The organism is Cytobacillus praedii (assembly GCF_001439605.1).
Taxonomy (GTDB): Bacteria; Bacillota; Bacilli; order Bacillales; family Cytobacillaceae; genus Cytobacillus; species Cytobacillus praedii.
The window spans coordinates 205,414-219,025 of sequence record NZ_LMBX01000001.1 but is presented as its reverse complement, the minus strand read 5'-3'; the positions used below and the strand labels follow the sequence as shown (position 1 = coordinate 219,025).

Sequence of the window (13,612 nt, the reverse complement as noted above, 5' to 3'; positions counted from 1 at the left end):
TCCTTTCAGGGAAAAATGACTTTTTTTCCCTTATCAGCCGCCACTGACTGGAGGAATAAAGGCAATCTCGCTTCCTTCATGAATCATATCATCATCTGAAGCAAATTCCTCATTTATTGCTGTCATTACATTTTCAAGATTGACGGATGTGTATTTTTCCAAAACCATCTGTTTCAGATCCGCTACCGTTCTTCCACTTGCGTCTATCGTGATAAACTCTTCACCAACAGCATCCCGTAAATGAGCAAAAAACAAAACTTTATTCATGTAAGTCACTCTCCTCCGGTTTTCCTTTTGGATAGGCAACTGTCTCAAGCTGATTTCCAATCCATTCTTGCCCATCTTCCCAGTGCTCCTTTTTCCAAATGGGCACGATCTCCTTGATGCGTTCAATTGCATACCGATTCGCTTCATATGCATCAGCACGATGAGGGGTTGAAACGGCAATAACAACAGCAACATCTGTTATATCCAGCTTTCCAACCCGATGGGTAATTGCTACCTCAGCTCCATGCCAGCGCTCTTTAATCTCATTTCCAATTTGTTCGAGCTTTTTCACAGCCATCGGCTCGTATGCTTCGTATATTAAATACAATGTTTTCTTTCCGTGCGTCAATTCGCGTACAGTTCCAATAAAGGTAGTAATCGCACCCGCTTCACGCTGTACAACCTTATCAATCACTTCCTGTACGTTGATTGGTTCTTTTGAAATGGCATAATTCATTTAATCAACTCCTTTTTGTTAAAGGCTTTTTTTCGTAAATACAAACCTCAGTTGGTAAAGGTTGATTTCCGCTCCATGCACTCGCTTTCCGCGGGGGAGGCGGTGAGCCTCCTCGTCGCTTTCGCTCCTGCCCGGTCTCACCTGTCCTACTCTTCCCGCAGGAGTCTCGTGCCTTCCGCTACAATCAACAAATAAATAATCAACATCCAGTATTAACACAGACTTTTGCTGAAGTAGATTGGTTTAGGATTCCTTTCTAGAAGATACCCGCCAATTCCTTCTACTTTTTCGATAAACTCTTCCGATTGAATCGCTGCGATTAAGTCCGTTCCCTTTTGACTTTCGAAGAATTCCTTTGTCATAAGTAAATCATAGTGTTCATCCGCAACAGAGAGAAAGTCAAGTCCCATTGCATTTGCTGCAGGATAGATTCCTAACCCAACTGCATTCTGATTCCCTTTTACCTCTGCTGCCACACTTAAATGGGAGAACATTTCCCTATCATAGCCTATAATGTCCTCTGCACCAATTCCTTCTTTTCTTAAAAGCATATCAAATAGGATTCTTGTGCCCGCCCCTTTTTGACGGTTAACAAAATGCCCCTGTTTTTGAACAATATCTTTTATTGATTGTATATCAAGTGGATTGCCCTTCGGCACTAGCCAGCCTTGTTTTCTTTTTAAAAATGGATATAGAACAACCTCTTTATCTGCCAAAAACCTTTTAATATAGGATTGATTATATTCCATTGTTTCTGGGTCAAGAAGATGGATGCCGGCCACATGTGCCTCTCCCTTCTTAATTGCCATAATTCCTGCCAAGCTTCCGACATGGGAAGACATGATCCTTGAATCTCTTTTTCCCTTTTTCAATTGGGATGATAGGAGGTCAATCGTTAAATCATGACTTCCAATACATACGATGGATTGCTGAATTTCTTCTAACGGTTTATACAATTCAACTTCTGCGTACTCACCTTGTTCATATCCAAGGCTAGTAGGAGGAATAATAAGCATCCCGTCTGCACGGACTAACGACATCGTTACTCCAGCCGCTCTTGGGAGTGGAATGGCGATATATTCACCGTCTACAAATCCAATATTCATCCGAATAAAATCCTCTGCCCCCATCGTCCCAACGATGCGGCGTCCAACCTTCACCTTAAGCTTTTGCCTGACAGGCTCAGGTATTCGCAATACTTCATAAATAAGCGGTCTGACAAACCATTCAAGCGCTAGATAAGCAGAAACAGGATAGCCAGGAACCCCAATGATGATTGTATCTTCAATTTTCCCAATGATCACAGGCTTGCCTGGTCTGGTTGCCACTCCATGAGTAAAAACCTCTCCAAGCTCTTGAATCATATGGACTGTGTAATCTTTTGATCCAGCAGAAGAACCTGCGTTAATAACAACAATATCAGAATCTTTGACAGCTTCCAAAAGGGCTGCCTGCAATTCCTCCGGTTCGTCCTTCACAATCGGGTGTAAATATGGCTCTCCACCCCATTCATGAATATAATTAGCAAAAACTGTTCCATTAAATTCAATTAATTGCCCAGCAGAGATGGAGTCAGCTGGGGAAACTAGCTCGTTCCCTGTTGGAATAATTGTTACGATCGGCTTTTTCACTACCGGAACTGTCACCGTTCTTGAAGCAAGAAGGGCTCCGATATCTACAGGACGAATAAGATGGCCTTGGGGAAAGAGCATTTCCTCCTGTACAATATCCTCTCCAATTGGACGAATATGCTGCCATGGTACGGCAGGTTCAATAATCTCAATTGTATCCTCAGTAATCTCATTTACCTGCTCAATCATAATAACAGCATCAAAAGGAGAAGGAACCTCATTTCCAGTATCAACGTATACAAAATCATTATTTCGTTTTAACTGAATCGGCCGCTGCTCATGTGCTGAGAAGGTTTCCTCCGCAATAACAGCAATTCCGTCCATTGCAGACGCATGGTAATGGGGCATGGAACTGTTTGCAAAAACAGGCTCAGCTAATACCCTGCCTAATGAACTCGAGCTGTCCAGCCATTCGATTTCTTGATTGGATGATTCAAAATGGGCAAGCATTTGTTGAACAGCCTCATGCCGTGGCTTGTCCTGTAAGTATACCTTCCTCTTGAAATGGAATGTTGACATATAATCCCACCCCCTACCTAAAAATTCTTACCGGAACGCGTTCTCCCTTTTGAACACCTTCGAGCCTATCTGCGATTTCGATCATTCCATCACTTTGAACAAGGGTAGAGATGAGACCGGATTTTCCAATAATCGGTTCAGCGTACCAATCATCGTTCTCTTCAAATAATCGTACCCTCACATAATCTGTCCGTCCTGGTGAAGAGGGAATATTTTTCGTTATTTTCGCAAAGGTAAGCTGTCTTTCCTGCTTTCGTGCTCCGTGCAGCAATTCTAAAATAGCCTTTCCGAATAGATGAAAAATAATAACAGCTGATGCTGGGTGACCTGGGAGGCCAATAACAGGCTTGTTCTCTGCTAAAGATAGAATCGTCGGTTTTCCCGGCTTTATGGATACACCATGCACGAACACACCTGGGTTACCAAGTGATTGAATCACTTCTACTGAATAATCCTTCGTCCCGACTGAACTGCCGCCAGATACAATTAAACAGTCTGTCCGTGCTAATAATTCTTTTGCTCTTCGTTCAAACTCTTCGCGGTTATCTTTGACAATGCCTCCATATTGGAAGCTATAGCCCCACTCAGCCACAAGGGCACCGATTGTCATCCCGTTCATATCTCGTATTTCGCCTGGTGCTAGACTTTCCGTTTCGATTGGAACAATTTCATCACCTGAAGAGAGATAGCCGATAACCGGTTTTCTTATCACAGAAACCGCTGTAATTCCTTGAGAGGCAAGTGCACCTAACTCTTGTGAACGAAGCTTTGTTCCCTTTTCTAACAGAAGTGCTCCCTTGCCTATATCCTCACCGACAGAAATGACATTTTCGCCAGGAGCGACCTGCTTGAAGACATTGATTAATCCGGCCAAATCTTCACAATGCTCAATCATCACAACCGCATCACTGCCATCAGGGAGCATTCCTCCAGTCGGTACATACATCGCTTCCCCTGCTTGAATTGCTCTTGGAGGCACTTCGCCCATTTGAACTTCTCCTGCAAGTGTAAGAAAACCAGGCATACTTTCGGATGACCCAAATGTATCCTTTGCTTTAACAGCATATCCATCAACAGTTGACCGGCGAAAATCAGGAACATTTTCAGGGGCATAGATATCTTCAGCTAAAACGAAATGAAGCGCCTCAGTGAGCGGAATGGTTATATATTCAGTTAATGGCTTTATATGGCGGCTGATTAAATCAAACGTTTCTTCTACAGATTTCACTTGGAAAAATTTCATGATAAATCTCTGCTTTCTTTTGAATATCCATTTGCTAGCTTAAGAGCTTCCTCGAATTCCTCTGGATGGTTCATGTTAAAAAAATGATGATCCTGGTAAGGGAAATGCAGCATTTGGAGATCTTCTTCTAACACAATTTTTGTATTTATCTTTTGAAAAAATGGCCTGATTCGCAGCTCCTGTTTCTGTATGGAATAGCTGATTTCCTCATGAACTTCTTTGCGATACGCTGCAAATAATGGATGAAGCTGATTCGAAATATTTGGAACGGCCGCATCATACTCATCTAAGTAACCTAGCAAGATTTCTCCTAGCTTCGAAGATACAAATGGCATATCACATGCAACAACAAGGTTTTTATCTGTTTTTGAGGCTTTTAGCCCCGCATGAATGCCTGCAAGCGGGCCCATTCCCTTCCACTCATCCTCAACCATTGGAAGATTAAGAAACTGATAATCTTCCAATGTATTGGTCACAATCATTAAATCCGCAACAGTCTTTTCAAGCTCTGCAGCAATATGTTCTATGACGGTTTTGCCGCCTATTTTTAAGAGAGCTTTATTTTTCCCCATCCTGCTTGACTTGCCGCCAGCCATAATTATTCCTGTCGTCCTCATTTTCTCACCTGCTCCTGAAAATTAGTGAGTCCCTGCACCCGAATCGTTTGAAACACCGAACCCCTTTTCTTGAGCAATATAATCGAGATGGATGCTTTTCACATCTAATAGGGTTGGAGATTCCTTTTTAAACATTTTTCTGCTATCAATGACTTTAGTATACCCTTTACATGTATGGCATGCATGAATTTCCGCACTTTCGTCGCCCTCTACTTTAAGGATCACTAACGAGTCTTCTGAACCACAGTGCGCACAGCTAATTTTCTTTTCCTCCCAAGCATGAAGACATCTTGGACATGTCAGCTCCTTCTTGCCTTTCTTGTTGAGCAGGGCAAAGCGTGCAGGTTCGCCACAGGAAGGGCATCCATTCGTATGATTCATCCCCTTTAATTGAGATTCCAATAGTACCGTTGCCTCTTGTAAAAACGGACGTGCAGCCTGTTCCGCAACAAAAATTGGAAGCCAATCAGGAAGATTATTTTCATCTGCATAGTTTTTAAAGTAGAAATGGTTCACAACAATTGCTTCTTTAAACCATGCCTGTAAGACATCTTTCGTCAATAATGCTTTAATTTTATCTGCTGTATGGATCATCCCCTCATTATTATGACCAAGCATTTGGAGGAGCTCTTCAATAAATAGCTGATATTGGCTAAAATCAATTGAAAGTTCTGCTTGAGGAAGGATAGGTGAACCGTCCCCAGTTATCTCCTCTATTCGCAGATTAACTATTTCTCCTCTCCACTTATCGCTTAATGACTGAATCTCCTGCTGCAGTTTTTCATAGTTTTCATCAAGAACATTCATTTTTGCCATCGAAAACACCACTTTCATTTAAGAGAGGAAAGGCTACCCTTTATCCAGGGTAGCTCCTCTTTATTATTATTCGGTTATCAATTGCCCAAAGCACATGAACGATTACGCATGTTTTTTCTTTTTTGGTTCTGCCGCCTGAAGCTCATCATACCAACGGCCGTGGTGATCCTTCGCATATTCCTCGGATACATCCCCTTTGATAATCCCTCTCATAGAAGGTTTTGCAGTAACAAGAGACATATAAATATGACCAATAGCAACGGCTGCTGCAAGACCTAAGCCAATGCTATGCATTGGATATGCCCACATGATGATTCCATATGGAAAATACTGCGGGAACCACATGATAAGTCCTGAACAAATCAGCATAATCGTTGTAATAATCATTAACCAGGAATTAATTTTTTCACCAGCATTAAAGAAATCCTGCTTAGGCACCTTTGCTTTCATACCAAAGAACTCTTTCATAAATTGGGGGAAGAATTGCAAGTCATGCTTCTTCCATGAAAAGATATTTTTTGCCCAATTGCTAAAACCTTTCCAATCAAAAATAATCATTATTGGAAGTGGAAGCATAAAGGCTACTGCTGCAATTCTATGCACGAGTCTTGCACCTGCTGGACCGCCAAAAACAGGGTATAGCCAGTCAAAGAATTCGGTATACATTGGCAATGCCGAAATATAAAGAACAAAGAAGGCTGCTGCATTTACCCAGTGTGAAATTCTAAAGCCCAAATTAAAACGTTTAACCGTTTTTTGATTTCCACTTTTATTCATGGCTCTGGTCTCCTTCACTGGAATGGTTCTTCTTGTTTAAATTGGTTGCGATGAATGAACCAATAACGGCCATTGTTGTCGCACCAAGCATCATTTTTCCAATTGGCTGTGCATAATCCTTCCAAACTATTTGCGAAAGGGCCACTTTAGGGTTTTCTGGCAAGCCGTAAGTTTTCGGTTTGTCAGCTAGTATATACACCGTATTTGTTCCGCTAATGCCTTGTGGGTTGTATATATTTGCATTCGGATAACGCTCTTTTATTTGCGCTAAACGATCCTCAGCTGAAGAAAGAAGTTCATCCTTATCCCCATAAACAATGGCTCCCGTATGACAAGCAGTTGCACAAGCAGGCTGAAGCCCCTCCTCTAAACGGTCCGTACATTGCGTACACTTCTGTGCCTTTCTGAACTCTTTTCCATTTTTATCTACATATGTTGCGAGATTAATAGCATCAAAGCCACATGCTTGTACGCAATAGCCACAGCCGACACATGTATCATAGTCGACAACAACAGAACCGAACTCCGTATGGCTAATGGCATTTTCAGGACAAGCTTTCTCACACGCCGCTTCTGTACAGTGCAAGCAAGAAGAGTGGCGGAAAAGCCAGTCCAGTCCGCCATCCTTTCTTTCTTGCTCGTTAAATGTTAAGACATTCCATGTATTTGCTGTAATCTTTTCATGAGATTGATAGCTTCCATGGAAATCCTCCATCTCAGAAGGGAGATCATTCCAGTTTTTACATGACACCATGCAGGCACGACAGCCATCACATTTTGTTACATCTACTAATTTAATTGTTTCAGCCATTATTTAGCCCTCCTAACATCGCAAAGGAATGCTTTGTATTCTGGTATTGTTGAGTTTGCATCTCCAATATGCGGTGTTAAGCGGTTTGCTGATCCGCCTGTGACAATGCCTTTATATCCGAAATGCCATGGCATACCGATATGGTGAACCGTTTTATCCTTTAATTTGTACGGTTTAAAACGCTTCGTCACCATTGCATAAGCATTAATTTCACCACGTGCGGATGAAACAATGATTTTATCCTTATTGTTAATGCCTTTTTCCTTTGCCAATTCCTCACTGATCTCAACGAACATATGCGGAACAAGCTCTGCCAGCCATTCCTGGCTCCGTGTCATTGCTCCAGATTGCCAATGCTCGGATAGACGATACGTTGTTGCAACAATTGGATACTTTGACACATCCCCTTGTGCATTCATTTCTTCTTCGCCAAATTGCACAGCTGGATTTAACTGAACACTTGAAAATGAGTTAGACATTGGATTTTCATATGGCTCGTAATGTTCTGGGATCGGTCCTTCGTTAATGGAAGCAAATAGGGCTCCCTTTCCTCCCGCCATCATAATGAAAGGATCATTGAAAGTTGGATCTTTTGGTCCCTTATCGACAACGAAGTCAGGAACGTCATTTCCCTTCCATTTTCCTTCCGCGGCATTCCATTCAATGCCGACTCTTGTCTTACTCCATGCTTTCCCGTTTAAATCGGCACTCGCACGGTTATAAAGAATACGGCGGTTTGCTGGCCATGCATATGACCAATTTAGGAAATTGCTCATTCCCTCATCTGTGCTGTCCCGGCGTTTTGACAGGTTTTCATTTTCAGGATAGAAGCCACAATAGATCCAGTTTCCACTGCATGTGGACCCATCATCCTTTAAGTCGCCAAATTTCTTTACTTGTTGTTTTGTTTTCATGTCATAGCCATTTATTTCTCTGCATACAAGATCAATATCAGGGTGATCACTTTCACCATAGTCCCATGTCATAGCCTTCATCGGCATATCTGCAGGATTTGAGCTATTTTTGTACATCTCTTTTAAGCGACGTGCAAGCATATGGACAATTTCCAAATCTGCCTTTGACTCACCCTTTGGCTTAATCGCTTGCCAGCGGTATTGCATCCACCGTCCTGAATTAGTAACCGAGCCTTCTTTTTCAAAAGACCCGCTTGCAGGAAGGAAAATGACTTCTGTCTGAATGGATGCAGGGTCTGCCCCTGCTTCTTTTTGCCAGAAGGAAGAGGTTTCGGTTTCAAACAGATCTACTGCAACCATCCATTTTAGATTGCTAAGAGACTCGATTTCTTTGCCAGCATTCGGCCCTCCAACTGCTGGGTTGGATCCAAATAATAATAAACCTTCAAGTTCTTTCCGATGCATCGCATCAAACAATCGCATGAATGAATAGTTTTTGCCTGCTGAAAGCTTAGGCAAGTAGTGATAGCCGAATTCATTTGATTTCGTTGCATTGTCCCCATAGAAGGATTTCATCATGCTTGTATAAAACTTCGGCTTATTTATCCAATAGCCTTCTTTAGGTGTAATACGATCAAGGAATCCTTGATAAGTGTAATCACTTTCTGCTGTTGTTGGAACTTGCATGTATCCTGGTACGTTATCATATAGAAGACCGAAATCAGTTGAACCTTGAACATTCGATTCCCCACGCAATGCATTCACACCGCCGCCAGAAATCCCAATATTTCCAAGGAGCAGCTGAAGTATCGCATAAGATCGAATATTTTGCGTTCCAACCGTATGCTGTGTTCCACCCATTGCATAAAGTATGGTGCCTGCTTTGCCTACTTCACCTGTAGAGGCATATGTTTTACAAATGTCTAGGTACGTTTCTTTGGCCGTACCTGTAACACCAATAACTGTGTCAACATCATAACGAGAATAATGCTTCTTCATCAGCTGGAATACACATTTCGGATCTTTCAATGTTGGATCTTTAAGAGTTTTTCCTTCTTTATCCTTTTTGAAGGCCCACTTTGTCTTATCGTAGCTTCTCTTTCCTTTATCATAGCCGCTGAACATTCCATCATTAAATGAATACGTATCTTCGACAATGTAAGAAGCATTTGTGTAAGCGGCTACATATTCTTTATGGAATAACTCGTTTTCAAGAATATAATTGATCATTCCGCCAATGAAGGCAATATCTGTCCCCGAGCGAAGCTGCCCATACACATTTGCCATTTGTGAGGTTCTTGTAAAACGCGGGTCAACAGAGATAAGCTTCCCGCCTTTTTCTAATGCCTTTAAAATCCATTTAAAGCTAATCGGATGATTCTCAGCGGGATTCGCACCGATAATCATTAATACATCGGCATGCTTAAGATCATTCCAGTGGTTTGTCATTGCTCCACGACCAAATGTAGGTGCCAGACCGGCAACCGTTGAACTATGTCATATTCGGGCCTGGTGTTCGATATAAGTTAGCCCGAGCCCTGCACGGAACAACTTCTGCAGCAAATGACACTCTTCATTATCTAATGCTGCACCGCCAAGATAGGCGATAGAATCTGTTCTATTGACTGTCAGTCCTTTTTCTTTGTGAATAAACGTCCGGTCCCGTGTTTCTTTAATATTCTTTGCTACCTTTTCAAGTGCAAAGTCCCAATCTACTTCTTTCCACTTGTCGCTTCCAGGTGCACGATACATTGGCTTTGTTATCCGTTTTTCACTTGTATACACCTGTCTTACTGTCGTTCCCTTACTGCAAAGGCTTCCTTCATTGATTGGATGATCCGGATCCCCCTCCGTATACACCACATCATCGCCTTTAGAATAAACTAATATTCCGCAGCCAACCGCACAATAAGGACATATTGTTGGTGTAGGCTTAAGTTCAGCAATCTTGAACTCTCTTGTTTTTGCCTGAGCCCCTTTATCGTCGAAGCCAAGCTCAACAACTGCAAGAGTCGCTGCCACAGCACCGGACAATTTCAGAAACTGTCTTCTTGTAAATTCCATCTATATTCCCCTCTTTTCCATAAATAGAACATATATAAAATCCAATTATTTTGGATGAACTCCCAGATTTTTTTCTTCCAGATCATTAATGACCCTTCCGAATGAAGTATATGAAATAGCCATTCGTCCCCTTAAATAGCCAACTACCTCAATATTTAGAAATTTCGCCAGCTGAATCGCCTGTTTCGTTGCAGCTGTTCTTGATCCGATTACTGAAAAGCCAAACTTTGCCGCTTTCGAAAGCATTTCATAAGATACTCTTCCTGTTGTCAGCAATATTAACTCCTCCGGGCTGCATTTTGACCGGATCGCATGTCCTATGATTTTATCAACCGCATTATGCCTCCCGATATCTTCCCGAACGGTCATTTCCCCATTTTTATGCACAATGCAGGCTCCATGCATGCCTCCTGTTTCCCCATACAATGGAGAGTTCTTGGCAAATTCGCTGCGCTTCTTCAAGATATAGCTTAATAGATACGTATTGTTGGATTGCACCTTATTAAATGTCTTCACATCTGTCATCGAAAAGAAAGTAACCCCTCTGCCGCAGCCAGCCGTATAGTGCTTCTTCTTCGAAAACATTAATTCGGGGTCAAACCCTTCCCTTAAAGTGACTGAAAGTGTTCCAGAGCCTTCATCGCTCTTAATAGACTGAATATCCTCTGCTCGTTCAATCATTCCTTCTGAAAACAAATAGCCGTAAACCCAGTCCTCCAAATCTTGATTTGTCAGCTGGAAAACGGCTACCTCATACCCATTTATGATGAGAGTAATCGGATACTCCTCTGGACATCCCTTTTTATTCATTCTTTCCACCCCTTTTACTAAAGGAAGCGCTGGCCATATCATTTGTACGGGGTAATCTCCCTTTTATTATAAAGAGAACCATTTTCACTCTTCTGCGACAATTATCACGAAAACCAATAGTAAAATATGAGATTAATGTGAAAATTAACTCTTGACGTATTAATAGTAAAAGGAACTAGCAATAACAGCAGTAACATTTATCACGTTTAGATAGTGGCAATTTAAAGAATGACCAATTGTTCAATAAATTGTTGAAATTATATGTGAAAAATTAGTGAAAATTATAATTCTGCTTTCCAAAATGCAAAAAAAATCCTTCCAAAATTGGAAGGATGCTAGATTTCTTTTCTTTGAAAATAGGTAAAGCCTGATAGAAAAAACAGAATAAAGCTCCCGAAAATGACGAGCAGCAATGTTTCCATCGTTACATTCATTGCACCAAATCCATCCTGGCCTGTTGGCACCATTGCCAAAAATGGCTGAGCCCACGGATAAAATGGACCAAATTTTTCTGAGTTTACAATCAGCATATTGGGCAGTGTAAATATGACATTAATGGCTAATGGAGCAGCAAAGCTGGACCATGCAACTGACACATATATTTGCAGTGCTGCAAGAGGAAGGCAGGCGATCCAGCCTCCTAACAAGCTAACCGCTATCATTTTCCAAGGAATGGCTTCCTCAAATCCCTTTAATTGCCCAGCCAAAATAAGACCAGAAGCAAACAGCAGCTGTGTAATAGCAATCAAACCGAGGACAAGGAGGAATTTTGCAATATAGACATTGCCGCGGGAAACAGGCATAGCAAGCAGCTGCTTCCAGCCTCCGCCAATATGTTCATACCGGCACACGAAGGCGGAAAAAACACCTGTAAGCAAAGGCAAAAATAAAAGTGCGTGTATAAATGCCATATAAGTTATTGCCAATTCCCATTTATGAGGTGCATCTTCCACAGATTCCCCTACGCCAACTAAGAAGGAGAGAGCAGGACTCACAAAAATTAACAGCCATATCGCAGATTTCCTAAGCTTAAGAAATTCAGACCTCAAAACCTTTCCCATTTATTTCACATCCTTTCTCGCAAAATCTAGCAAACCAATCAAATATATAGCCAGTCCGCAAACAAGACCGAAAGTGACGGAATACAAGGGATCATTCCAGCCATTCGTTAATGATGGCCATTTCCATGGCATCCAATCAGGGAATCGAAAGGACATCAATGAAAGGATTGTCCCTACAATTCCAATAACCAAAGGGATCGCTTGATTTTTCATTGTGATGGATAGCCAGATTTGCAGGGCGATAAAAGGCATGGCTGCAAGATAAGGAAAGTAAGCCATTTTAAGCAAAGCCAGCAGTGGGACGTCTGCCCCAAACTTAAGAAAGAAACCAAGGACAATAATCCCTAAGAGCAGGAACGTGCTTGATACAAAAAGCAAAAGGGCCGTTAATAGAAATTTCCCCGTAAAAACCCGCAGTTTGGAAACTGGCAATGCGAGAAGCTGTTTCCATGCATTTGTTTGATGCTCAATATTAGAAATCATAGAAGCTATAAGAGTTAATCCGAGCATTAATGCGGGAATTGCCAAATATCCAGCCTCTCCTATCAGTCCTGCCCATAAATCCTTTTCATGGACCTTTGTTAAATAATCATATCTTAATCCAAAGTTAACGGCTTGTAGGGCTACAACTCCGAATGGGCCAAGAAATATCAAAAACCAAATCAGTTTCCTTCTAATCTTAATAAAGTCGGAAGCTAGAATGCTCAGCATTACAGACTCCCCTCCCCGCCAGTAAGCTCCAGGAATATATCTTCGAGCGATTTTTTCTCTTCCTGGACTCTGTACACAGAGAAATGATCATGAACAAGGTCTCCAATCACAGTGGAAATCTCCTCATCCGAAGTATGGGGCAGATATATTTGATTATTATCCATTTCTGCCTGCCTTCCCTTTGATAGCAGCATTCGCCATGCTTGTTCTGTTTGATCTACTTTAATGGCAATCTTGCTTTGTGCCCTTTGCCTTAGAGCCTCAATCGAGTCTTGAAAAATCATCTTTCCTTTTGAAATAATGCCTACCTGGGTTGCCATCTGGTCCATTTCCGATAATAAGTGGCTTGATACGAGAATCGTAATGCCATGCTCTTTTGGCATACTTTTAATGAGCTCTCTAATTTCCAGGATGCCTGAAGGATCAAGTCCATTCGTCGGCTCATCCAAAATAAGCAGCTCCGGATTTCCTAAGAGTGCGGCAGCAATCCCTAATCTTTGCTTCATACCTAAGGAAAAGCCTTTAACTGGTCTTTTCGCTTCATTCGATAATCTGACAATTGAAAGCACCTCATTAATTCTCGATTTAGGTGCATCAAGCAGAATACGAAGAGCATCGAGATTCTCGTACGCATTTAAATGTCCGTAATAGGATGGATATTCGACTAAAGATCCTACTCTTTTAAGCACATTGAGTTTTTCCCTTTTCATATCCTTGCCGAATATATGAATGGATCCCTTAGTCGGTTTAGCAAGTCCAAGAAGCATCCGAATCGTAGTTGTTTTCCCCGCACCATTTGGACCGAGGAATCCATAGATCTCGCCTTTCTTTATTTTGAGATCAATATTCTCCACCGCGTACCGCTTTGAAAATTTCTTCGTCAATTGATTTGTTTCAATAATTAATTCATTCAT

General features: G+C 41.7%; 13 protein-coding genes. All 13 read right to left on the bottom strand.

All coding sequences use genetic code 11. The annotated features are described in order from the left end of the window. Positions 1-33: 33 nt before the first annotated feature. The 13 genes from moaD to ASU02_RS00985 all read right to left on the bottom strand — a co-directional run bounded on the left by moaD (position 34) and on the right by ASU02_RS00985 (position 13,612). On the bottom strand, positions 34-267 hold the full coding sequence (gene moaD, locus ASU02_RS01050) for a molybdopterin converting factor subunit 1 (RefSeq protein ID WP_057760067.1): 234 nt from the start codon (positions 265-267) through the stop codon (positions 34-36). Then, positions 260-724 (bottom strand): molybdenum cofactor biosynthesis protein MoaE, encoded by a 465-nt coding sequence (locus ASU02_RS01045; RefSeq protein WP_057760065.1) that lies wholly within the window; start codon positions 722-724, stop codon positions 260-262. Before ASU02_RS01045 ends, moaD begins: the two co-directional genes overlap by 8 nt. A 212-nt stretch (positions 725-936) precedes the next feature. Further along, entirely contained in the window at positions 937-2,874 is a 1,938-nt protein-coding gene (locus ASU02_RS01040; protein ID WP_057760063.1) for a molybdopterin biosynthesis protein, read from the bottom strand. Positions 2,875-2,887: 13 nt separating this feature from the next. Next, positions 2,888-4,117: a molybdopterin molybdotransferase MoeA gene (locus ASU02_RS01035; RefSeq protein WP_057760061.1), complete on the bottom strand. Its 1,230-nt coding sequence runs from the start codon at positions 4,115-4,117 to the stop codon at positions 2,888-2,890. Next, on the bottom strand, positions 4,114-4,734 hold the full coding sequence (gene mobA / locus ASU02_RS01030; protein ID WP_057760059.1) for a molybdenum cofactor guanylyltransferase: 621 nt from the start codon (positions 4,732-4,734) through the stop codon (positions 4,114-4,116). The genes ASU02_RS01035 and mobA overlap by 4 nt, the downstream gene beginning before the upstream one ends. A gap of 21 nt (positions 4,735-4,755) precedes the next feature. After that, positions 4,756-5,550: a formate dehydrogenase accessory protein FdhE gene (locus ASU02_RS01025; RefSeq protein ID WP_057760057.1), complete on the bottom strand. Its 795-nt coding sequence runs from the start codon at positions 5,548-5,550 to the stop codon at positions 4,756-4,758. A gap of 102 nt (positions 5,551-5,652) precedes the next feature. Further along, on the bottom strand, positions 5,653-6,327 hold the full coding sequence (locus ASU02_RS01020; RefSeq protein WP_057760054.1) for a formate dehydrogenase subunit gamma: 675 nt from the start codon (positions 6,325-6,327) through the stop codon (positions 5,653-5,655). Continuing rightward, positions 6,320-7,138, bottom strand: coding sequence for a 4Fe-4S dicluster domain-containing protein (locus ASU02_RS01015; RefSeq protein ID WP_057760052.1), 819 nt, complete (start codon positions 7,136-7,138; stop codon positions 6,320-6,322). The genes ASU02_RS01020 and ASU02_RS01015 overlap by 8 nt, the downstream gene beginning before the upstream one ends. Then, positions 7,138-10,116: a formate dehydrogenase-N subunit alpha gene (gene fdnG, locus ASU02_RS01010; RefSeq protein ID WP_157684469.1), complete on the bottom strand. Its 2,979-nt coding sequence runs from the start codon at positions 10,114-10,116 to the stop codon at positions 7,138-7,140. The genes ASU02_RS01015 and fdnG overlap by 1 nt, the downstream gene beginning before the upstream one ends. A gap of 45 nt (positions 10,117-10,161) precedes the next feature. Next, positions 10,162-10,926 (bottom strand): formate dehydrogenase accessory sulfurtransferase FdhD, encoded by a 765-nt coding sequence (gene fdhD / locus ASU02_RS01000; RefSeq protein WP_057760448.1) that lies wholly within the window; start codon positions 10,924-10,926, stop codon positions 10,162-10,164. 335 nt (positions 10,927-11,261) lie between these two features. Beyond that, complete coding sequence (locus tag ASU02_RS00995; RefSeq protein ID WP_057760046.1) at positions 11,262-11,987, bottom strand: ABC transporter permease; 726 nt, start codon at positions 11,985-11,987, stop codon at positions 11,262-11,264. Further along, positions 11,988-12,698: an ABC transporter permease gene (locus ASU02_RS00990; protein ID WP_057760043.1), complete on the bottom strand. Its 711-nt coding sequence runs from the start codon at positions 12,696-12,698 to the stop codon at positions 11,988-11,990. Continuing rightward, positions 12,698-13,612, bottom strand: coding sequence for an ABC transporter ATP-binding protein (locus ASU02_RS00985; protein WP_057760041.1), 915 nt, complete (start codon positions 13,610-13,612; stop codon positions 12,698-12,700). The genes ASU02_RS00990 and ASU02_RS00985 overlap by 1 nt, the downstream gene beginning before the upstream one ends.